The organism is Serratia sp. 3ACOL1 (assembly GCF_003668775.1).
Lineage (GTDB): Bacteria > Pseudomonadota > Gammaproteobacteria > Enterobacterales > Enterobacteriaceae > Chania > Chania fonticola.
The window spans coordinates 2746363-2767718 of record NZ_CP033055.1 but is presented as its reverse complement, the minus strand read 5'-3'; the positions used below and the strand labels follow the sequence as shown (position 1 = coordinate 2767718).

The 21356-nt window shown below is 50.3% G+C and carries 22 protein-coding genes, 1 tRNA gene and 1 pseudogene; 11 read left to right on the top strand and 13 right to left on the bottom strand.

Annotation, left to right across the window (positions count from 1 at the left end):
* Window positions 1–85: 85 nt before the first annotated feature.
* On the bottom strand, window positions 86–1330 hold the full coding sequence (locus D9980_RS12400; protein WP_121607443.1) for a DUF1479 domain-containing protein: 1245 nt from the start codon (window positions 1328–1330) through the stop codon (window positions 86–88).
* A 169-nt stretch (window positions 1331–1499) separates the two neighbouring features.
* On the opposite strand from D9980_RS12400, the gene D9980_RS12395 reads away from it, so the two are divergent.
* The 3 genes from D9980_RS12395 (at window position 1500) to D9980_RS12385 (ending at window position 4254) form a co-directional block, all read left to right on the top strand.
* On the top strand, window positions 1500–2042 hold the full coding sequence (locus D9980_RS12395) for a GNAT family N-acetyltransferase (RefSeq protein WP_024486109.1): 543 nt from the start codon (window positions 1500–1502) through the stop codon (window positions 2040–2042).
* Window positions 2043–2161: 119 nt separating this feature from the next.
* Complete coding sequence (gene alaC, locus D9980_RS12390; RefSeq protein ID WP_121607442.1) at window positions 2162–3376, top strand: alanine transaminase; 1215 nt, start codon at window positions 2162–2164, stop codon at window positions 3374–3376.
* A gap of 353 nt (window positions 3377–3729) precedes the next feature.
* On the top strand, window positions 3730–4254 hold the full coding sequence (locus D9980_RS12385) for a cytochrome b (RefSeq protein ID WP_121607441.1): 525 nt from the start codon (window positions 3730–3732) through the stop codon (window positions 4252–4254).
* Window positions 4255–4322: 68 nt separating this feature from the next.
* On the opposite strand, the gene ypdK is transcribed toward D9980_RS12385, so the two are convergent.
* A complete protein-coding gene (gene ypdK, locus D9980_RS12380) occupies window positions 4323–4397 on the bottom strand; it encodes a membrane protein YpdK (protein ID WP_099782600.1) in 75 nt (24 codons plus the stop codon).
* 314 nt (window positions 4398–4711) lie between these two features.
* On the opposite strand from ypdK, the gene D9980_RS27170 reads away from it, so the two are divergent.
* Window positions 4712–4843 (top strand): hypothetical protein, encoded by a 132-nt coding sequence (locus tag D9980_RS27170; RefSeq protein ID WP_255417745.1) that lies wholly within the window; start codon window positions 4712–4714, stop codon window positions 4841–4843.
* A 78-nt stretch (window positions 4844–4921) separates the two neighbouring features.
* On the opposite strand, the gene D9980_RS12375 is transcribed toward D9980_RS27170, so the two are convergent.
* Window positions 4922–5368, bottom strand: coding sequence for a hypothetical protein (locus D9980_RS12375; protein ID WP_121607440.1), 447 nt, complete (start codon window positions 5366–5368; stop codon window positions 4922–4924).
* A 441-nt stretch (window positions 5369–5809) separates the two neighbouring features.
* On the opposite strand from D9980_RS12375, the gene D9980_RS12370 reads away from it, so the two are divergent.
* Window positions 5810–6019, top strand: a complete 210-nt coding sequence (locus D9980_RS12370) for a hypothetical protein (RefSeq protein WP_024485107.1) — start codon at window positions 5810–5812, stop codon at window positions 6017–6019.
* Window positions 6020–6190: 171 nt separating this feature from the next.
* Here D9980_RS12370 and D9980_RS12365 read toward each other — a convergent pair whose 3' ends face one another.
* Together D9980_RS12365 and D9980_RS12360 are read right to left on the bottom strand one after the other, a co-directional pair.
* Window positions 6191–6730 carry a DUF2058 domain-containing protein gene (locus D9980_RS12365; RefSeq protein ID WP_024485106.1) on the bottom strand — a complete coding sequence of 180 codons (540 nt, stop codon included), beginning with the start codon at window positions 6728–6730 and terminating at the stop codon, window positions 6191–6193.
* Between the two features lie 216 nt (window positions 6731–6946).
* On the bottom strand, window positions 6947–7306 hold the full coding sequence (locus D9980_RS12360) for a helix-turn-helix domain-containing protein (protein WP_121607439.1): 360 nt from the start codon (window positions 7304–7306) through the stop codon (window positions 6947–6949).
* 246 nt (window positions 7307–7552) lie between these two features.
* On the opposite strand from D9980_RS12360, the gene hsdR reads away from it, so the two are divergent.
* The 4 genes and pseudogenes from hsdR to D9980_RS26995 form a co-directional block, all read left to right on the top strand.
* Complete coding sequence (hsdR, locus tag D9980_RS12355) at window positions 7553–9988, top strand: EcoAI/FtnUII family type I restriction enzme subunit R (RefSeq protein WP_121607438.1); 2436 nt, start codon at window positions 7553–7555, stop codon at window positions 9986–9988.
* A 74-nt stretch (window positions 9989–10062) separates the two neighbouring features.
* A complete protein-coding gene (locus D9980_RS12350; RefSeq protein ID WP_121607437.1) occupies window positions 10063–11535 on the top strand; it encodes an N-6 DNA methylase in 1473 nt (490 codons plus the stop codon).
* Window positions 11535–13298, top strand: coding sequence for a restriction endonuclease subunit S (locus D9980_RS12345; RefSeq protein WP_121607436.1), 1764 nt, complete (start codon window positions 11535–11537; stop codon window positions 13296–13298). Before D9980_RS12350 ends, D9980_RS12345 begins: the two co-directional genes overlap by 1 nt.
* 10 nt (window positions 13299–13308) lie before the next feature.
* Window positions 13309–13497, top strand: a pseudogene (locus tag D9980_RS26995) (nuclease); the annotation flags it as partial.
* Between the two features lie 119 nt (window positions 13498–13616).
* On the opposite strand, the gene D9980_RS12335 reads toward D9980_RS26995, so the two are convergent.
* From D9980_RS12335 to D9980_RS12300, 8 genes are all read right to left on the bottom strand, one after another.
* A tRNA-Arg gene (locus D9980_RS12335) sits at window positions 13617–13691 on the bottom strand.
* Between the two features lie 237 nt (window positions 13692–13928).
* On the bottom strand, window positions 13929–14981 hold the full coding sequence (locus D9980_RS12330; RefSeq protein WP_121607435.1) for a tyrosine-protein phosphatase: 1053 nt from the start codon (window positions 14979–14981) through the stop codon (window positions 13929–13931).
* 11 nt (window positions 14982–14992) lie between these two features.
* Window positions 14993–15844: a PTS system mannose/fructose/sorbose family transporter subunit IID gene (locus D9980_RS12325; protein WP_024485102.1), complete on the bottom strand. Its 852-nt coding sequence runs from the start codon at window positions 15842–15844 to the stop codon at window positions 14993–14995.
* The gene (locus D9980_RS12320) at window positions 15841–16629 is read right to left on the bottom strand and encodes a PTS sugar transporter subunit IIC (protein WP_121607434.1); all 789 of its coding nucleotides are present in this window, start codon (window positions 16627–16629) and stop codon (window positions 15841–15843) included. The genes D9980_RS12325 and D9980_RS12320 overlap by 4 nt, the downstream gene beginning before the upstream one ends.
* A 38-nt stretch (window positions 16630–16667) precedes the next feature.
* Window positions 16668–17141: a PTS sugar transporter subunit IIB gene (locus tag D9980_RS12315; protein WP_121607433.1), complete on the bottom strand. Its 474-nt coding sequence runs from the start codon at window positions 17139–17141 to the stop codon at window positions 16668–16670.
* A gap of 11 nt (window positions 17142–17152) precedes the next feature.
* On the bottom strand, window positions 17153–17584 hold the full coding sequence (locus D9980_RS12310) for a PTS sugar transporter subunit IIA (protein ID WP_024485099.1): 432 nt from the start codon (window positions 17582–17584) through the stop codon (window positions 17153–17155).
* Window positions 17585–17881: 297 nt separating this feature from the next.
* Complete coding sequence (locus tag D9980_RS12305; RefSeq protein WP_074030644.1) at window positions 17882–18733, bottom strand: MurR/RpiR family transcriptional regulator; 852 nt, start codon at window positions 18731–18733, stop codon at window positions 17882–17884.
* 95 nt (window positions 18734–18828) lie between these two features.
* Window positions 18829–19767, bottom strand: coding sequence for a formate/nitrite transporter family protein (locus tag D9980_RS12300; RefSeq protein ID WP_024485097.1), 939 nt, complete (start codon window positions 19765–19767; stop codon window positions 18829–18831).
* A 236-nt stretch (window positions 19768–20003) separates the two neighbouring features.
* Between D9980_RS12300 and ccmA the strand changes: the two genes are divergently transcribed.
* Together ccmA and ccmB are read left to right on the top strand one after the other, a co-directional pair.
* The gene (ccmA, locus tag D9980_RS12295; protein WP_024485096.1) at window positions 20004–20636 is read left to right on the top strand and encodes a cytochrome c biogenesis heme-transporting ATPase CcmA; all 633 of its coding nucleotides are present in this window, start codon (window positions 20004–20006) and stop codon (window positions 20634–20636) included.
* A complete protein-coding gene (gene ccmB / locus D9980_RS12290; RefSeq protein ID WP_021806074.1) occupies window positions 20636–21295 on the top strand; it encodes a heme exporter protein CcmB in 660 nt (219 codons plus the stop codon). Before ccmA ends, ccmB begins: the two co-directional genes overlap by 1 nt.
* The last annotated feature ends 61 nt before the right edge of the window (window positions 21296–21356 follow it).

The window sequence follows — 21356 nt, the reverse complement described above, 5'->3', positions numbered from 1 at the left end:
CGGCTCACTGCGACAAACGGAAGAACACAGTATATCACAGCGCGGCAATGACCGCGGTGGCCGGAGCACACCGCGGTCATCAGGGCTACTTGATACCCAACTGCTCTTTGCCGAGCGGTGTTAGTAGCTCAACGGTGGCGCGGCCAATGAAATCCACTTCGAAATCATCCGCAGCAAAATCCACCGGGCTTTTGCCGGACAGGAAACTTGGCAACTGCCGTTGCAGATAGGCATCGTTCTTCTCGCAACCCGGCGCGGCGGCGATGTACATCACGTTGCTGTCGAACTCGCCGTTATGCTCGTTTTCTACCGAATGGATCACGTCACAGTGCCAGAATACCGTATCTCCCGGCTCCAGATCGGGAATAGGGGATAACCCACTTAATAAAAGGGGATGCCATTGTTCCGAGATAGATAGCGCCCGGCCCGGGGCGGCTCCGCACAGATCGTCATCCGCCACATCGTCTTGCAGGGCACGCAGCAGGATATAGGCCATGGCATTGGCGATCGGTACCACGTTCAGCGTACCGGCATGGGTGCGTTGCGGTGTCAGCGCTGTCCAGCCCTGGAAGGTGCGGAACATGGAACAAACCGCCGGTGAGGCGATCTCGCGCACTTCGGTACGGCCATCGGCGGCAAAGGGATCGTATTGCTGCCAGTTGCCGGAGAACACGTGACGATAGACATAGCGGAAATTCTCATCCAGCCAGCGTTCGATGGTGCCGCTATCCACATGCGGGGAAAGGCCCAACGAAGAGGAGTTTGGCGGGCGGCGGCGGGTACGGTCGGCATAGGTAGCAACACGCGTTGGGTCAAAATGCTGTTTGCCGTTGCTCTCGGTTGCCCACAGGCTGTTGAGGAACACCTGTACCGCATGCATGCGCTGATCTTGACGAGCCTCGACCTGAGGCTTCGACCAGTAAATGCCGTAGATCTGTGGCTTACTGGCAGCCAGTTTGCCAAAGTAGTTATCTTCGGCGGCATTTTTTAACCGCTCGACGAAGTTATTGCGTTCGAGATAGTCGCCAATCTCCTGGTTCCAGGCCTCGGCTTTGCTGCGTGGGAATACTCCCCGAATGGCGCACACGCCGCGCTGTTTAATCAGGGCAATTTGTTGTTCGGTAACGCGTTGTTGCAGAATATCCTCGGCGTCCACCTGCGGCACCGGGTCCTGGCCGTTGGCCAGTTCCTGACGGATTTGCTCCACCTGCTGGCGAATATTGTCTTCCAGTTCCAGGAAGACTTCGCGATAGTTGGGTAGAGCCTGGCGTAACTGCTGCTTGACGCTTTTTATTGCGGCAGGGATATCATCGATGAGTAATGAAGCCATGGTGTTCTCCTTGGCCCGCCGGTGGGCGAGGATGGTGGTGGTAGGGTAGCGTTATAAAGTTGCTGTTTTGTTGTAACCTGGTTAATGATTATCTGGATTTAATAGGGGGAAATAAAGGGATATCTTTCATTCGTAACTTCCTCTTTTTCGTTTTTCGGAGATTTACCTGATGAAATTGGAAACACCTCGCTTGCTGCTGACATCGCTAACGGCGGATGACTGGCCGTTATTCCTACGTCTATTCCAGGATCCCCAGGTGATCCGTTACATTGCCGATCCGCTGCCGGAACACGAGATCCGCGAACGTTTCGAAGCACGCTTGCCCGCATGGGATAAGCATTGCGATCGCTGGCTATGTCTGGTGATGAGAGAAAAAAGCAGCGGTCAAGCGGTGGGAATGACCGGGTTCCGCCCTGAGTGGTCCCCTTGCCAGCAGGCCGAAGTGGGCTTTGGCAGCCTGCCGGAAGGGCAAGGGAAAGGTTATGGCAAAGAGTCGCTGCCAGTGATCTTGGACTTTGCCTTCAATGCTTGCGGTTTTCACAAAGTGTATGCCACGGTGACAGAGGGGAATTTAGCCTCACGGGGTCTGTTGGAGAGCTGCGGTTTTCAACTGGAAGGGACGCTGCGTGACAATTTCCGCCTGGCGGGCCGGTGGTGTAATGACTGGCGGTTGGGGCTGTTGGCGACGGAATTTGCGGCTGCCAACCGGTAAAAAAATTGTTATGCGGGGGACTCGACAGCCTGACAAGGCTGAGTTATGTTCGATGTTCGGCCATTCTGTGGCCAGCGTCGCTCGGATGGTCCGGGCGCTAACGTCTCTTCGAGGTAACTATGTCTGATAACAACCCGCGCCGTTTCACGCGCATCGAACGCCTGCCCCCTTATGTGTTTAATATCACCTCTGAACTGAAGATGGCCGCGCGCCGTCGCGGGGAAGATATTATCGATTTCAGCATGGGTAACCCGGACGGCCCAACGCCACCGCATATCGTAGAGAAACTCTGCACCGTAGCCCAGCGTGACGATACGCATGGCTACTCAACCTCACGTGGTATTCCGCGCCTGCGTCGTGCTATTTCGCACTGGTATCAGGAACGCTATCAGGTCGATATCGATCCCGAGAGCGAAGCCATTGTGACTATCGGCTCGAAAGAGGGCCTGGCACACCTGATGTTGGCAACGCTCGATCATGGGGATACGGTGCTGGTGCCGAATCCAAGTTACCCGATCCATATTTATGGCGCGGTGATCGCCGGTGCGCAGGTGCGTTCCGTGCCGCTGGTGGACGGCGTGGATTTCTTTGGTGAGCTGGAGCGCGCCATTCGTGAAACCATTCCGCGGCCAAAAATGATGATCCTGGGCTTCCCGTCCAACCCGACGGCGCAGTGTGTAGAACTGGATTTCTTTGAACGGGTAGTGGCGCTGGCGAAGCAGTATGACGTGCTGGTGATCCACGATCTGGCCTACGCCGATATCGTCTATGACGGCTGGAAAGCGCCTTCGATCATGCAGGTGCCAGGAGCCAAAGACATTGCGGTAGAATTCTTCACCCTATCGAAAAGCTACAATATGGCTGGCTGGCGGATTGGTTTTATGGTAGGTAACCCTGAGCTGGTTAGCGCATTGGCACGGATCAAAAGCTACCACGACTACGGCACCTTTACGCCGCTGCAGGTGGCTGCTATCGCCGCATTGGAAGGCGATCAGCAGTGCGTGTTGGATATTGCCGAGCAGTATCGCCAGCGCCGTAACGTGCTGGTGAAAGGGCTGCACGAAGCTGGCTGGATGGTAGAGAATCCGAAAGCCTCGATGTATGTGTGGGCAAAAATTCCTGAGCCTTACGCGCATCTGGGGTCGCTGGAGTTCGCCAAGCGTCTGTTGGCGGAGGCTAAGGTGTGCGTATCCCCAGGGATCGGCTTTGGCGATTACGGCGATACCCATGTGCGTTTTGCCTTGATTGAAAACCAGGATCGTATCCGCCAGGCGGTGCGCGGTATCAAAGCGATGTTCCGTGCCGATGGGTTAATCAAGCCAGCGACCAAATAACATCGCGTTATTGCCTGAGACCCGGCAGTCGCTGTTACACCTCACCCCGACCCTCTCCCACTGGGAGAGGGAGCTGGCCGGAGCGCTTGGTTGGTCCGTGCAGCTTCGGAAAGTAGGGAGCAAAAACAAGAAAGATAAGGTATTACGCAAACCAACAACTAACTCGATCGCCACCCCAGCCAAGGTGTGCCACCGTATTTTCAAACCCACTCGATCGGTCCCCTCGCCCTACGGGAGAGGGTTAGGGTGAGGGGTGTGTTAAGTGCCCACAATCCTGATTTTTCTTCTACTTAAGGTTCTCTTCAGTTGTTATCCGCTATGCTCTGCTAATACCGAATTTAGTGGGAGTCTCTATGAGCGTTCGTTTTGCAAAATCACAAATCCTCCTGCACTGGCTGACGCTGGTGATGGTGATCCTGACTTACAGTGCCATATTGCTGAAGGACTCTGTGCCGGATGACAGCGCGGCATTGGTGAAGGATCTGCACTTTAACTTTGGCCTGTCGGTGTTTGTGCTGATGCTTATCCGCCTTGGGCTACGCCACCGGCATCCTACGCCGCCGATCACTCCGGCCTTGCCGGAATTACAGGCGCTAGGGGCGAAAATGCTCCATTGGGTGCTGTATCTGCTGTTTTTATCGTTGCCGATCTTGGGCTTCTTGACGTTGGCCTATGGTGGCAAACAGTGGATGCTGCTGGGCTGGCAGGTGCCGCAGTGGGTCACGCCCGATGCGGGCATACGCCGCACGCTGAAAATGGTGCACGAAACCTTGGCAAATACGGGATATTTCATCATCGGCATTCATGCCTTGGCCGCGATTTATCATCACTATGTGCGGGGTGACGACACCCTGCGCCGGATGATGCCCGGCAAATAGTTCGCGGTGCAGAAACAACAAAGGGGCGCAGAAGCGCCCCTTTGTCTAAGTACCTGGTGAGATTGCTGTTAGGCAACCATCAGCATGAAGGTGCCTACCCATGCAACCAGCATGAATGAAACGCCCATCAAAAAGTATTTCACGTAACAACTCCTTGTGGAGTCCTCGCAAACCAACGATCCCGATTGTTGTCTGAGTATTTTGTGGCAAATCAGCGGCGGGCGGCGGGTTCTTCAATCAGAAGGAACAACGTCCTGAGCTACGATTTACCGGTCGTTGCGATTCAAGTTCCTTGAGGTTATCCAGGAATCACAACAGGATCGGCGCTAATGTACTCCCAAAATCCTACCCATTTCAATACTGTGTTTTTGATCACACTTTTTGCCGGTTTTTTACCCTGCCAGGGCGTTGAAACGGGTGCAGCATGCACACCCCTTCGAGGTGTAATGGTTGATAAATGCCCGAAGTAACAGTTTGTTACAAGGCATCAGGCCACGGCACTGACGCTGGCGATCAGGAGCGCCCAGAAGACCAGACAAGAAAGCAGGATAGCGGCCCAGACATGACGACGGTTGAGTTCCATTTTTAGCCTTCACTTTGCAATCGGTGGTTGTTTAATAACCCTATCGGCGCAAAACGGTAAAAATTTACTCTCTGGGCAAACTATTTATTCTGAGGGCTGGTGGATCGCCACTACCGTGGTATGCACTTCGTAGCCCAGGAGAAACAGGGCTTGCTCAAGTGCCTCAACCTTCGAGGCATAGGCCACATCCAGCAACCGTTCGATCTGTGCGCCGTTAAACCCCATCTGGCGGGCCAGCAGCGCTTTTGAGGTGTTGCTGCTTAACATGCGGTTATGCAGTTCCAGCTTTAATTTCACCAGCACCGGCAAATGCAGTGCGATGTCACCGCTCTGCAATGCGGAGGACGCAGGCACCGGGCGCCCTTCTTCCATTTCAATGGCGATAGCCGTCAGCAGGCTTTCCTGCGCCTCCAGTTCGACGTCCTCACGTTTGTAGCAGGCGGCTTGCTGCTCGGGGAAATCGCGTAGGGTAATTTGCCAGGCATCGCTTTCGCTATCGAAGGCGTAATGGGCGGGGTAGTGGTAAGGCATCATATTTCCTGCTTGGGGGGAAGTGAGCCGCATTGTGACCGGTTGGCGACAACAATGCCAGAGATTGGCATCCTTAAAGCACGTAGATAATCGCTGCGTAGGCCGCCAAGCTGAACACATTGTTGCGCCGTATCTTTTTTGGACGGCGACTTTTGCCTTAACGGCGGCTAAAGGCCCGGTGAATGCTGGCATGAAGGTGTTTTATTCGGTGCTTGACGACTTTGGCTCTGTGGTTACGGCAGAGCAAGTCTTGCAAGCTGAGCAATCGTCCTTGCCACGCTAGGTATTTCTGCGATCTCTGCCCGCTTTTTAATCACACCGCACGTATGGCGTATATTTTTCAGGCTTTGCTAGTATTCTTAGAGATGCAGCACATTTAACGAGCGATTGTCATCCTGCTTGTGGCACGTCAACTTTACTGTAAACGTTGAGGAGGAGAACATGGAAACTTTGGAAAAGTGCTATGTCTATGCCAAGAACACCAGCAACATGGATTTTCTCGCTTCTACGGTGGCATTCTTGGAGTTTCAGGGGCGTGAAGTCGATGCTAATGGCGTGGCGGGTAATATGTCGCGTGACCAGAGCAACAGCTTTTTTGAACGACTAAATCATTACCGTTCCATCTATAAAAAGCAGGCCCAGCCCGTTTGAATCCACCACAAGGCCCCGTTTTCGGGGCTTTTTCATTTAACTTTTTAATTTAAATACGATTTTGTGTGATTTACTTCGAAAGACGAAAAGATAGGTCGGAATGCCCCTGGGGTTGAGCTCAAGGGGCGTTGTTGCTTGTGGGCTGGCGCTATAAGCATCTGGAAAGTTTGTTTACCACATCAGATCGTCAGGCACGACAAAGTCGGCATACGGATCGTCTTCATCTTTAGCTTCTTTACTCAGCTCGGCATTTAATACAATGCTGCTCTCATCACGCTGCGCAATTTTATCGGCTACGATCGCGGGTATAATCGCGTATTCGCCATCAGGATTCTTATCGGTAATCAGCCGAGCAATGGCAAGGCGGCCACTAATTAATTGAGATTGGGTCGTTTTATCCACATATATTTTTTTAATTAAATTGTTATCTGTGAAGTTATAACCAATATCGCCATGTGAAATAACGATCCGGTTCATTTCAATGAGCTGCTTAACCTGGGCTTTATATTCTTTAGCTAAGGCGGCCTGCTTTTGCTGCTCATTCAGCTGTTTATCACGTTCAACCTGAGCCTTTTTGTTTTCTTCCACGGCCTCTCTTGCCTCACGAGCCTGAACCCGCGATTTTTTAGCTGTTCTTTCCACTTTCGCCAGTTTTTTACTGTTGACCAGTCCAGCTTTAAGCAGCTGCTCTTGTAATGTTAGCTTTGCCATGTTCGTTTCCGAAACCGATTAAATAATGCCTTAGATTATACCCTTAACCTACGAGGTTGTGCTAGGTAACGGGAGACGGTCACGCATCATATTGATAATACTATATATCCTGCCCTCAGCGGCAGCATAGTTGCTGATTTGTAGGGGCCGAACATGTTCGGCCTGAGTTAACCCCATTGGTTATCTAAAGGGCGGACACCCCTACACTGAGCAAGATTAGGGGATCAACTGCTCGGGGGAGCAATCATACAACGCCGCTAGTTTTTCACGGGTACGCTTCTGAGGGCGGTCTGATGCCTCCCATTGTGAAACGGTGGATTGGGTGGTGCCGAGTTTTTCGGCTACATCATACTGAGACAGGTCCCGATAGATCCGCCAGGCCGCCAAAAGTGAAACTTCCTGATTAATCATGATCTTGACGATCGCGTTAGGCACGGTCACATCATCGGATTTTGAGGGAGTGTAGGGCACATCTTCCCATTCATTTTTTGCGTTAATCAGTTTTTCATATTCGCTGTAGGGCACCACGGCATACTGTGGTTCGCCTTTATCATTGCGGATAATTTGCACTGCCATTTTCGGTTACTCCTGGTTTTTGTTAAGGAGCGCTATCCTTACTGGTTGATTAGATAATAAGATTTAATCGCGGTTTGTTCAAATTAAATACGATTAAAATGCGATGCTTCGCGATATACTTCGCAAGAAGGGAAGGTTGACCGGGCTGGGTGAGGCGGGATTACTCAAAACCTCGTTTCAGGTCATTACCTGACTCACTAATATGTGTAAAATCAGAGTTAACCCTATACTGTTGAGAGCGATGCTATGGCTGGCGTGAACAAAACCACTCTGACTGAAACGGACATCATCACAAAATTCATTCTGCCTGCGATTAAAGACGCAGGTTGGAACGTGATGACGCAGATACGCCAGGAGGTAAAACTCCGTGACGGCAAAGTGGTGGTGCGCGGTAAACTGGCGGCACGCCTCACGGTGAAATCCGCCGATATAGTCCTTTATCACAAGCCGGGGTTACCACTGGCTGTAATAGAGGCAAAAGCCAATAAGCATGAGATTGGCAAAGGCATGCAGCAAGGGCTGGATTACGCCCGTTTGCTTGATGTGCCGTTTGTTTTTGCCTCCAACGGCGATGGATTTATCTTTCACGATAAAACCAACCCTGTTCAGCTTGAATCTGAAATCACGCTGAATGACTTCCCTACTCCTGAGCAGTTGTGGAATAAATACTGCGTCTGGAAAGGTTTTACCGCCGAACAGATGCCCGTCATCAGTCAGGATTACTACGACGACAACTCGGGAAAATCCCCGCGTTATTACCAGTTGCAGGCAATCAATAAAACCATAGAGGCAGTTTCTGCCGGGCAAAAGCGCGTGTTGCTGGTGATGGCGACCGGAACCGGGAAAACCTACACCGCTTTCCAGATAATCTGGCGTTTATGGAAAGCGAAAAATAAGAAGCGCATTCTATTTTTGGCTGACCGTAATATCTTGGTTGATCAAACCAAAACGAACGACTTCCAACCCTTTGGCGGCGCGATGACAAAAATCACCGGGCGCACCATTGACCCGGCCTACGAAATCCAGCTGGCGCTTTACCAGGCCATCACCGGGCCAGAAGAGCACCAGAAAGCGTTTAAACAAGTCGCGCCAGATTTCTTTGACCTGATTGTTATCGACGAATGCCACCGTGGTAGTGCATCGGAAGACAGTGCCTGGCGTGAAATCCTCGAATACTTCAGCAGCGCTACGCAGATCGGCCTCACTGCCACGCCGAAAGAAACCGAAGAAGTCTCCAGCACCGACTACTTTGGTGAACCGGTCTATACCTATTCCCTGAAAGAAGGCATTGAAGATGGTTTCCTCGCACCATACAAGGTGGTGCGTGTGGATATCGACGTAGATTTGCAGGGCTGGCGGCCAACCAAAGGGCAACTGGATAAACACGGTGAGCTGATCGAAGACCGTATTTATAACCAGAAAGATTTCGACCGCACTATGGTAATTGATGAACGCACCCTGTTAGTGGCGCAAACCATCACCGATTATTTAAAACGCACCAACCCGATGGATAAAACTATCGTCTTTTGTAACGACATTGACCATGCCGATCGAATGCGCCGGGCGCTGGTAAACCTGAACCCGGAACAGGTTAAGAAGAATGAAAAGTATGTGATGAAAATCACCGGTGATGACGACATCGGCAAAGCGCAACTGGATAACTTCATCAACCCGAAAAAACCTTATCCGGTGATTGCCACCACTTCTGAACTGATGAGCACAGGTGTAGATGCTCAAACCTGCAAGCTGGTGGTACTGGATCAAAACATTCAGTCGATGACCAAGTTTAAGCAAATCATCGGTCGTGGAACGCGCATCAACGAAAAACACGGCAAACTTTGGTTCACTATTCTCGACTTCAAAAAAGCCACCGAACTGTTTGCCGATGAACGCTTTGATGGGGTGCCGGAAAAGGTGATCCGCACTACCCCAGAGGAGATCACCGATCCGGACTCGGATTTTGACGAGCAGCTAGCAGACGAAACACCAGAGAACGAATCACCGGATTTGGTGACTGGGGCGAATGAGACACCCGCAACCTATGACCCGACGTCTGGTGAGGGAACTGGGGCATTTGAAGAAGACGACGAAAACAAGATCCGCAAATTCCATGTTAACGGCGTTGCGGTAAAAGTACTGGCGAAGCGGGTGCAGTATTATGATGCCGACGGTAAGCTGGTCACGGAATCCTTCCAGGATTACACCCGCAAAACGCTTCTGAAAGATAAAGCGTATACATCGCTTGATGACTTCACCCGTAAATGGCACTCTGCCGCCCGTAAACAGGTGATCATTGAAGAGCTGCAACAACTGGGCATTCTTTGGGACGTGTTAGCCGAAGAGGTGGGTAAAGATCTCGACCCGTTCGATTTGCTTTGCCACGTGGTTTACGGCCAGCCGCCGCTAACGCGCAAAGAACGTGCCGACAACGTGCGCAAACGTAATTACTTCACCAAATATTCCGAGCCAGCGCAGAACGTGTTAAACAAGCTGCTGGATAAATACGCCGACGAAGGCGTGCAGGAAATCGAGGATATCCAGGTGCTGAAGTTGAAGCCGTTTGACACGCTGGGCCGCCCGCTGGAAATTATCAAAAGCAGCTTTGGTAACAAGCAGGCTTACGAAGATGCCGTTAACGAACTGGAAAACGAGATCTACCAGTTACCGCCACGCTTTGCCTGATAACCCAAACCCTATTCTGCCACCTGGTGCTTACGGCTCCCGGTGGCATCCTTTTTTAGAAACGGAAAGAAAACATGTCGATTAGCTCAGTCATTAAATCCCTGCAGGACATCATGCGCAAAGACGCCGGTGTGGACGGCGATGCCCAGCGCTTAGGCCAGCTCTCCTGGCTACTGTTCCTGAAGATTTTTGACACCCAGGAAGAAGAACTGGAGCTGGAGCAAGATGATTACCAGTTACCGATCCTAAAACGTTACCTCTGGCGTACCTGGGCGGCGAACAGCGAAGGCATCACGGGTGACGAACTGTTGGAGTTCGTGAATGACGATCTCTTCCCTACGCTGAAAAGCATGATTGCGCCTATCGACAAAAACCCACGGGGTTTTGTGGTGAAGCAAGCGTTTAGCGATGCCTATAACTACATGAAAAACGGTACGCTGCTGCGCCAGGTGATCAACAAACTCAACGAGATCGACTTCAGCAGCAGTTCTGAGCGCCACCTGTTTGGCGACATCTACGAGCAAATCCTGCGTGATCTCCAAAGCGCTGGGAATGCGGGTGAGTTCTACACCCCACGTGCAGTTACGCGCTTTATGGTCAACCGTATCGATCCTAAACTGGGCGAGTCGATTATGGACCCGGCCTGCGGTACGGGCGGTTTCCTGGCCTGCTCATTCGACCATGTCAAAGAGCATTACGTTAACACCACCGAAGACCATAAAACGCTGCAAAAGCAAATCCACGGAGTGGAGAAAAAGCAGCTTCCGCATCTGCTGTGTACCACCAATATGTTGCTGCACGGCATTGAAGTACCGGTTCAAATCCGCCACGACAACACGCTCAACAAGCCGCTTTCCTCCTGGGATGAGCAGCTTGATGTGATCATCACCAATCCGCCGTTTGGCGGCACCGAAGAAGACGGTATAGAGAAAAACTTCCCGGCAGAGATGCAGACCCGTGAGACCGCCGATCTGTTCCTGCAACTGATCATCGAAGTGCTGGCCGATAAAGGCCGTGCGGCGGTGGTGTTGCCAGATGGCACACTGTTTGGCGAAGGCGTAAAAACCAAAATCAAAAAGCTGCTGACCGAAGAGTGCAACCTGCACACCATCGTGCGTTTGCCAAACGGGGTGTTTAACCCTTACACCGGTATCAAAACCAATATTCTGTTCTTCACCAAAGGCCAGCCAACCAAAGAGATCTGGTTCTATGAACATCCGTACCCAGATGGCGTGAAGAACTACAGCAAAACCAAACCGATGAAGTTTGAAGAGTTCCAGACCGAGATCGACTGGTGGGGTAGTGAAGCCGACGGTTTTGCCAGCCGTGAAGAGAACAACCAGGCGTGGAAAGTGGGCATTGACGACATCATTGCCCGTAACTTCAACCTCGATATCAAAAACCCGTACCAGGGTGAAGCCATCAGCCACGATCCGGATGAACTGTTGGCACTGTATCAGACGCAACAGGCTGAAATCAGCGAACTGCGTAACCAGTTGCGCGATATTCTCGGTGCCGCGCTGGCAGGCAACAAGGGGGCGAACTGATGACCGTTGAGAAGCTGCTCACCGACCATATCGATATCTGGTCCTCTGCCCTGCAAACCCGCTCCACGGCCGGGCGTGGCAGTAACGGCAAAATCGACCTCTATGGCATTAAGAAACTGCGTGAGCTGATTCTGGAACTGGCGGTGCGTGGCAAGTTGGTGCCGCAGGATCCGAATGATGAACCGGCGTCTGAGTTACTGAAGCGTATTGCTGCCGAGAAAGCGGGGCTGGTGAAGCAGGGGAAGATTAAAAAGCAGAAGCCGTTGCCGGAGATTAGTGAGGATGAGAAACCTTTTGAGTTGCCGGTAGGGTGGGAATGGGTAAGGTTATTGGATATTGCCACGCTAATTGGCGATGGTCTGCATGGAACACCAAATTATGTAGATCGAGGACATTATTTTTTTGTCAATGGTAATAATTTAAAAAATGGGTGTATACAGATAACAAACTCTACAAAAATGGTAAGTGAAGATGAGTTTAAAAAACATAAGAAAGAGTTAAATGAGAGAAGTGTACTTCTTTCTATCAATGGTACGCTTGGTAATATTGCCTATTATAATAATGAACCGGTAATTCTTGGTAAAAGTGCTTGTTATATAAATCTGACAAGTGAAATGGCAAAGCCTTACTTAAAAATGCTATTTGAGTCATGCTACTTTAAGCAGTTTGCTATGAGTAACGCCACCGGTAGCACTATAAAAAACTTAGGCCTTAAATCTCTTTCTTTAATGCTTGTTCCCTTGGCTCCAAAGGAGGAGCAGAATCGTATTGTTGCTCACATTGAACAAAATTTGATTCTATGTGACCAACTAGAACAGCAATCCCTAAGCAGTCTTGATGCGCATCAGCAACTGGTGGATACCCTACTGTCAACGCTGACCGACAGCCAAAATGCCGAAGTACTCGCCGAAAATTGGGCGCGAATTAGCCAGCATTTCGACTCGCTGTTTACCACCGAAGCGAGTATCGATGCGCTTAAGCAAACTATTCTGCAACTGGCGGTGATGGGTAAACTAGTGCCGCAGGATCCTAACGATGAACCGGCATCTGAACTGCTTAAACGTATTGAGCAGGAAAAAGCGCAGCTGGTGAAAGAAGGTAAAATTAAAAAGCAAAAACCTTTGCTGCCAGTGAGTGACGAAGATAAGCCGTTTGAATTACCGCAGGGGTGGGAGTGGATCCGATTTGGTGAAATTTTAACAGAGCTAAAGTATGGAACTTCTCAGAAATGTGATTATTTAACTAATGGGTATCCTGTACTGAGAATTCCCAACGTGGTTGGGGGTGAAATTTCTTTAGAAGATATGAAGTTTGGTAAGCTAACGGAGCATGAAGTGAAAGAGTTGTCCTTAGAAAAGGATGATTTGATTTTTATCCGCTCAAATGGAAGCCTTGGTATTGTTGGTCAATGTACTTTATTACGGCGAACTTTAGTTGATCATGCTTATGCTGGTTATTTAATTCGTGCAAGAATATTTAATGATGCTGTTTGTGCTGAATATATATCATTAATGATGAAGACGGATTTTATTCGCGATCAAATAGAGAAACCGATCAGAACAACTACAGGTGTTAAGAATATTAATTCTTCTGAATTATCAAATTTAAAATTAGCCCTTCCGCCTATATCAATGCAGAAGATGATTGTAGAAAAGATGGATGCTTTTTTGAGTTTTTGCGAATCACTCAAATCCCGCCTGCAATCCGCTCAGCAAACCCAGCTTCACCTAGCGGATGCGCTTACCGACACAACCTTAAACTAAGGAACAAACGATACTGCTTCATCATGCTATCTGGCGAGTAGGGGATAATTCTCAGTCGCTGGCCATCAGCAAATTGACCAGTGAGCAACTGTTGGAGAAGATGATCTTAAACGATTTCTTCATCCTCTCTGAGCAGTAGATGATCATCGGTCATCCGGAAAATACGCTCGATAAAGGGCGTATCGGCCTGCTAGCTATGCCCGCAAAAGTTTGTTGTAGTCAATGCATGTCGGTTCGTGTTGGTTCGCGTCGATTTTGTTGGAGGTCTTGCTGTGGAGGGGTTTTGTTCGTGTGGGGTAATACCAGTTCGCATCAATATGGTGTCCCCTGCAGGAATCGAACCTGCAACTAGCCCTTAGGAGGGGCTCGTTATATCCATTTAACTAAGGGGACACAGCGGGCGCAGTATACCCATTTTTACGCTTGGGTTTAAGAGGTTATTGGCCTGATCGTCTGAAATGTAACCGGTTTTCTCTGTTTTTAGCCCATTTCTTGCCGTTAGCCGCCCATCAATGTGAGTTTGCGGCAGAAGCCAGGCGCTTTGGGGAAGGGCGAGCGGCAGGAATGAGGCATGTCACAGTGCCCCACAGCTGCCGCCGTGGTATCAAGGAGTTGTCTGGTTCTAAGGGGTTAAATTAAAAAGTTTTGCTGCATCTTGCTAAAGTCGGCGTCGGTAAAGCCTAATTCCTGCTTGATGTAACCCGCAACGCTACCAGATTGTTGTTTCATGGTGTTGAACACCTCAACAATAAAGGATTCGCGCGTATCAATCAGCGTATGCAGGTAATCAAGCACATTTTGGTCGTCGGTTATTTTACGGTAGGCGGCCATTTTTACCTCGTTGCGCTCCATCCGGTTGGCCTGGGTTAGCATGTAATCGGCAATAATGTCATCTTCTGAAACCCCCAGCATGGATAAAACCAATAAAGCGCCATAGCCCGTGCGGTCTTTGCCCCCACGGCAGTGCTGAATATGTGGGCTGTTGTTTTTATCTAACAACACCTCAATCATGGCCTTAAACGCTGTTTTAGATTTGTCACTGGTCACGAAGTGTCTGTATTGTTCTAAAACCTGTGCGCCTTGCCCATTGATCAGTTCTGCAGGGATATCACGCATAACGCTTTCGATCAGCATGCGATCTTCGTCACTGGGCTCGGCGGAAAACTGGGCCGCCAGCTCTGCGGTTTGTGCCGCTGCATCCAGGTGATAGGTTCTTTTCTCACCAACTGCGTCGTTGGGGCTTTTGGCGATCTCATTGGCACTGCGGTAATCAATAATGGTCTGAATCTGCAACGATTCGATGTATGCCACGGCCTGCGGGCTGAGGTGGTGTAAATGGTTCGAGCGGTACAGCATTCCCCATTTTACTTGTTTGCCACCGGCACCCATGTAACCGCCAAAATCCCGGAAGTTATTTAATCCGCCAACGGGAAGGGTTCTTTCTGCGGTAAGAAAAGTTTGGCCTCCCTGTTCGATAATAAAATAAACGCGCTGTTCGGCCTTTAACGGATCGTCCAATAAATAGGGGCTAGTGGCATTGTCCGTAATTAAATAGCGTTCCTGACTGTTGGCATCATTATCTTTTGTCCAGTATAGCGACACCGGGCCTGCATCTGAATTAAAGCTTATCTCGAGCTGGGTCTTGTTTTTTCTGCTGACGGATAACTGAATCTTCGAATTCATCACTATTCCCTTTAACTTAAAATGCCAAACATGGAGCAAATGACGCCGAACACCATCATTGCAATGATGAGTGACACCGTATATTTTCCTTTAAACCTTTTGACCAGGAAGAATATGCCCAAGGAGAACAGTAACGTCAGCAGGTTAGGCGCAACCTTGTCAAACATCTCCTGGACTTTTATCGACTGCTCGCCAACCGCGATCACCAAGGGGGTCGATATCTTGACGGTGGTGGCTATTAGCGATCCTAGCACCATCACGCCCACCACGTTGGCCACGTTTGAGATGCGTTGAATGATGTTGGAGTTTTTCGACTGCTCGATTAAATCCACGCCCTTGTTGTAGCCATAATGGATAAAGAAATATTTCGAGCCGATGTTGACCAGATTAAAGAGAATAAACATCAGTATCGGGCCGATAAGATTACCCTGTAGGGCAAATGCGGCACCGATACTGCCGCAGATCGGCAGCCAGGTGAATTTCAACAGGCTATCGCCTAAACCGGCCAGCGGGCCCATTAAACCGGCCTTAACAGAAACTACCGCTTCTTTCTCTTCTTCTGTGGTTTTTTCTTCCAGCGCGGCGGTAACGCCCAAAATCAGTGCGCCGGTGTTAATCTGTGAATTGTAGAATTCCAGGTGCCGCTTCATGGCCCGTACGCGTGTTTCTTTATCAGCATCGGCGTACAACTTGTCGAGCACCGGGATCATGCAATGCGCAAAGCCAATAGTTTGCAGCTTCTCATAGTTATATGAGAATGACATGGTCTGAATATTCCAGAAAATACGGTTTAAATCGGCCTTGGTCAGCTTTTTTTCCTGAGTGGTGGGGCTCACACCATGATATGAAATTGTCTCGTTCATAAGTCATACTCTTCTTCAGTGTCCGTTGCGGTCGCTTTGCTCTTTTTTGGTGCCGGAGTATTCATGCCGTTGGTATAAGCCATGTCGTAAAGCACGGCAAAGGCCAGGGCGATAAAGGTAATCGGGATAATCGGCAGTTTTAAATAGGTGGTCAGAATAAAGCCCAGCAGGAAGAAGAACCACATCCGGCCCTTTAACAGCATCAGCAATAAGATACACACGCCGATGGCTGGGATCATTTTAGACGCTACGCCCATGCCGGTTAAAATGCTGGCCGGTATGGCTTCTAACACTTTGCTGACCAGGTCCCCACCAAAGTAGATTGCCAGGAAGCAGGGAACGGCACGGATCAAGAACCACAGCGGCGTCGAGAAATAGTGGACCTTGACCAGGCCTTGATAGTCCCCCGATTGAATGGATTTCTCCGCCCAGACGTTTAAGAAGCTGGCAAAAGAGCGCCAGACGATCAGCAGTTGCTGGCAAAGAATAGAGACCGGAACTGCCAGCGCGATACCCGCGGCAATACCGCCTTTGGAGGCGATACCCAAAGCGACGCCGATGATCGATCCCGCAATGATATCGGGAGCAGAGTAGGCGCCTACGTTACCGATGCCCATCCACATCAGTTCAAGCGTGGCGCTGATCGCCAACCCCTGAACCATATCCCCCATGATGATGCCTGCTACCGTGCCGGTTAACAACGGCCGCCGCAGCATTTGTGGCCCTACGTCATCCATTGAGCAGATACCTGCCCAAATGGCCACCAAGATTGCTTCCATTAACATCGTTGTATCCCCCAGCGATTACGTAAAAAGTTACCTAATCAATTGATCAATGTTTTCAGTTCCACAATGGGATCTTTCGGCACCATTTGTATTTCTACCGCAATATTTTTGGCAATCAGCGATTTAAACGCCTGCTCTTCTTCTGGTGTTACCGCAACGGCCCGCGAAAGGCTCTTTCTGCCTTCCTGCATTCTCATGCCACCCACGTTCAGCTTGTCGATTTTCAGCCCACCTTCTACCAGCGCGTGGACATCGACACTGTTGGTAAACAGCAGCATGGTGCGTCTTTTAATTTCTGCCTTTTTCAGTACATCGATAAACTTCTGTACGCCAAATACCTGAACCTTTAATTCAGGCGGTGCTGACATGGTGATCACCGATTGCTGAACGCTATCACCGGCAACCTTGTCATTAATAATCAGGATCTGTTCAATATCATGGTTTTTAACCCATGTGGTGATCACCTGGCCATGAATAAGGCGGTCATCAATTCTGGCTAAATTAATTGGCATGGTATCTTTCCTTAAAGTTCGGTTGACTGTTCCCGCTCGGCTTGTAAGACCTTCCCAACGTTGAAGCAACTATTTGGAAAAACCTCCTCGATAACGGTTCCAATCTCATTTAATGGCAACTCGCGATTGCTGAAAACTTCAAGCAGGGTCGGAATATTAAAACCGCAGAATAACAACACGTCATCATGGGTTAACAACAGCTCGCAAGACAAATTACACGGCGAGCCACCCATCATATCCACCAGGATCACCACTCCATTGCCCTGGTTAATCGATTTATAGGTGTCAAATAGCGTGACGCGAGCATCACTGATATTGGTGTCTTCCTGAATGGAGACCACCGCAACGTTTTCTTGCTTACCGATCAGCATCTCGGCACAGGTCAGCGCACCTTGGGCAAAGGGGCCGTGGCTCACTAATATGACAGGGATCTCAGCTTGCATCGTCTCTCCTGGATAATCCTTTGTGTAATATTATTACTTTGTGTGTTTTATTTTTTAGTAATACTATTACCTTTAAATTGAAATGGACACCTTGAGAAGTGGATTTTCTGCGTTCTGAGAAGCCGATCACCCTTTGGTGGTTAAGGCTGCCTGGAAGGCTGTTTTTGGCTTGAGGAGGAGATGGGGATGTGGGGACCAAAGATAAGGAGTTGATAGGGGGCAAAGGTGCGGATTGTATGAGCGGGCGCGGCATGCAGCGCCCCTACATTTTTAACCCGGCGAGGGTATGTAGCCTGGTTAAGGCTTGTTGTTTTGGTTGTAAAAACGTTCTGCTCGGGTTTGGGTTTGCTTTAATAAACGCTCGTCGTACTGCTGGATAAACAGGTTAGTCACCAACATATTAATCACCGAAAGCTGTGAAATCTTGGAGCGGATAGGGATCAGGCGGGAAACGCTTTCCGTGGAAATGGTGTGCAATAACACATCGGCCAAGCCAGAGATGCGGCTTTGGCCCATTTTGGTGATGGCGATAGAAGGGACACCCAACTGTTGTGCCAGGGTCAGCAACTTGACGCCATCCTGATTTTCACCGGAGTGGGAGATAATGATCAGCAGATCGTGTTTATCCAGGGTATTGACGATGCTAAATTGAATGCTGTAGTCCAGGTGGCAGCTCACGTCTTTCTTTATCTTGATTAACTGGTATTCGAGCTCTTTACCTACCAGTCCGCTACTGCCTGCACCGTAGATCACCACTTTATTGCTATTTCTGATGAGCTCATTGGCTTTGGCCAACTGCTCGCTATTCATCATGGCGTGGGTTTCATCAATAGAGGATTTTTCTATCAGGTGAATTTTACCGTTCACCGTTTCTATTGAGTCATCCAGATTAATGTCTTCCTGCAACACATTATCTTGTTTGCTGGAACCCGACGCGGTGATCAAATCGATTTTAAGATCGCTAAATCCTTGATACCCCAGCTTATGGCAGAGACGTAGAATGGTAGTGGTGCTGACGTCGTTAGCTTTTGCCAGCGTCTGGATACTCATATTTTTTAGCGACTGTTTATTCGCAATAATATACTCGGCTACGCCACGTTCTTTCGCCGATAATCCGTTGCTGACTTCTCTAAGTTTTAAGTCGAACATCTAACACCTTTCGCCGGGTAAGAATGTTATTCGTTGTTTATAATACAATTTCGCACCAACCTTATCAAACGGCGAATCGCTGGCGGCGGCAAGTCTTACTGGCGATCCGTATCTTCTTTCGGTTTTTTCTCCTGCTGAGCCTTTAGCCGTTCGGCCTTGGCCTTGTCACTCATATCGTTACGGATCTGCGCATGGCTGATCAGGGCGAAGATAAAGCTGCCGCCGATGATATTGCCCGCCAACGTCGGGATGGCGAACGGGTAGAAGAATTCCTGCCAGGGGAGTGCGCCGCTAAACACCAGGTACAGGATTTCGACGGAACCAACCACGATATGGGTAAGATCGCAAATCGCCACCAGGTAGGTCATCAGCACGATCACCCAGATCTTGGCGGCTCTGGCCGAAGGGAACATCCACACCATCGTGGCGATGATCCAACCCGCCAGGATGCCGTTGGCAAACATCTCTCCCGGGGTGTTATGCATGATTTCCTGTGACAAGCTGGTGAAGGCCGCACGGGTATTCTCATCAAAAATAGGCATATAGATAAATGCCAACGCGGCCAGGCCGGTGCCGATCAGATTCCCCAACAGTACTATCCCCCATAGGCGGAACAGAATGACGAAGTTCTTCGGCGTCGGTTTATGCATGATGGGCAACACCGCAGTGACGGTGTTTTCGGTAAACAACTGCTGGCGAGCCATGATGACGATGATAAAGCCGAAGGTATAGCCGATGTTCTCGATAAAAAACCGGCTTGGGTCGTCCGGTAGCCGTGCGTGAAAAATCCCTTTCGCCGCCAGGGAAGCCCCCATCGACAAGCCAGCCGCCAAGGCCGACAGTAATAGCGCCAGCCAGTCACGCTCCAGTTCTTTCTCCCCTTCCATGCGGATTTGCTCATGCACGGCAGCGGCGCGCGAGGGCAGTTTTTCCTCATCAACCTCAATGGTGGATTTGCCCCGATCGTGCTCTTCGCTTTCGACCTTGACGCTGCTTTTATCGCTGTTGGCTGGACGATCTGGTTTTACGCTCAATGGTCATTCTCCTATTGGCTGATAACTAAGCGTAGTTGCTGATGGAGCGAAGGAAAGTGCGCCGGAAAAATGATTAAAAAGTAACGAAATTTTAACGTTGCTGATTTTTTCTACGCAATTTTGATCTGATGCGCAATATTACCCCTAATGGAGTACATCCAAGCCAGGCTGCGGGCTTCGAGCGCACTGTGGCTTATGCTATGATTCGCTATCCCAAAGAAAAATATGAGTCCTCCATGCTGGAAGCCAGAAATCTTAGTTGTGTACGAGATGAACGTACTCTGTTTGACAGGTTGAGTTTTTTGGTGAGCCCGGGGGACATTATTCAGGTGGAAGGCCCTAATGGGGCTGGCAAAACCAGCTTGCTGCGCATTTTGGCCGGGTTGGCGCAGCCAGACGCGGGTGAAGTGCTGTGGCAGGGCGAAAATACGCGTCACCGCCGTGAGCAATATCATCTGGATCTGCTGTTTCTGGGGCACCAGCCGGGGATTAAATCCATGCTGACCCCGTTTGAGAATTTGCAGTTTTACCAGGCCGTTAGCCAGTCATCCGATCGTCAGGCCATCTGGCAGGCGCTGGAGCAGGTAGGCCTGGTAGGGTACGAGGATGTACCGGTGGCGCAGCTTTCCGCCGGGCAGCAGCGGCGCGTGGCGCTGGCACGGCTCTGGCTCAGCAAATGCCCGTTGTGGATCCTGGATGAACCTTTGACGGCCATAGACAAACAGGGCGTGGTGGAGCTCACCGCGCTGTTTGGGCAACATGCTCAACAGGGCGGAATGGTGTTGCTCACGACGCATCAAGATTTAACCGGTACATCGCAGGCGGTCAGGAAAATTCGCCTGACACAGACCAGCGCGGAGATCGCCTGATGTTCTTTATCATACTGCGGCGGGAACTGAAAATTGCCTTTCGTAAAGGCTCCGAGATCGTCAACCCGCTGTGGTTCTTCCTGATCGTGATCACGCTGTTTCCGTTGGGCGTTGGGCCAGAACCGCAATTGCTGGCGCGCATTGCGCCGGGGATTATCTGGGTAGCGGCGCTGTTAGCCTCGTTGCTTTCGCTGGAGCGATTGTTCCGTGATGACTACCTGGATGGCTCATTGGAACAGCTACTGTTATTGCCAACCCAGCTGCCAATGACGGTGTTAGGCAAAGTGTGTGCTCACTGGGTAGTGACCGGGTTGCCATTGCTGATCCTGTCGCCGCTGGTGGCGCTGCTGCTGTCGCTGGATGTGAATACCTGGATGGCGATGGCGTTGACCCTGCTGCTGGGCACCCCAACGCTGAGCCTGATTGGCGCTATTGGGGTGGCGTTGACGGTGGGGCTACGCAAAGGCGGCGTGCTGCTGAGTTTGCTGGTGCTGCCGCTGTATATTCCGGTACTGATATTTGCCACTGCGGCGATAGATGCCGCCTCAATGGGGATGCCAATCGACGGTTACCTGGCCATCCTGGGCGCGATGCTGGCGGGCAGCATCACACTGGCGCCTTTTGCCACCGCAGCTGCGTTGCGTGTAAGCGTACACTAGCTGGAAATTTAATCGCGGATGAATGCCTCTAAGAGCTTTTCCGTGCGCAAGACTTTCGCCG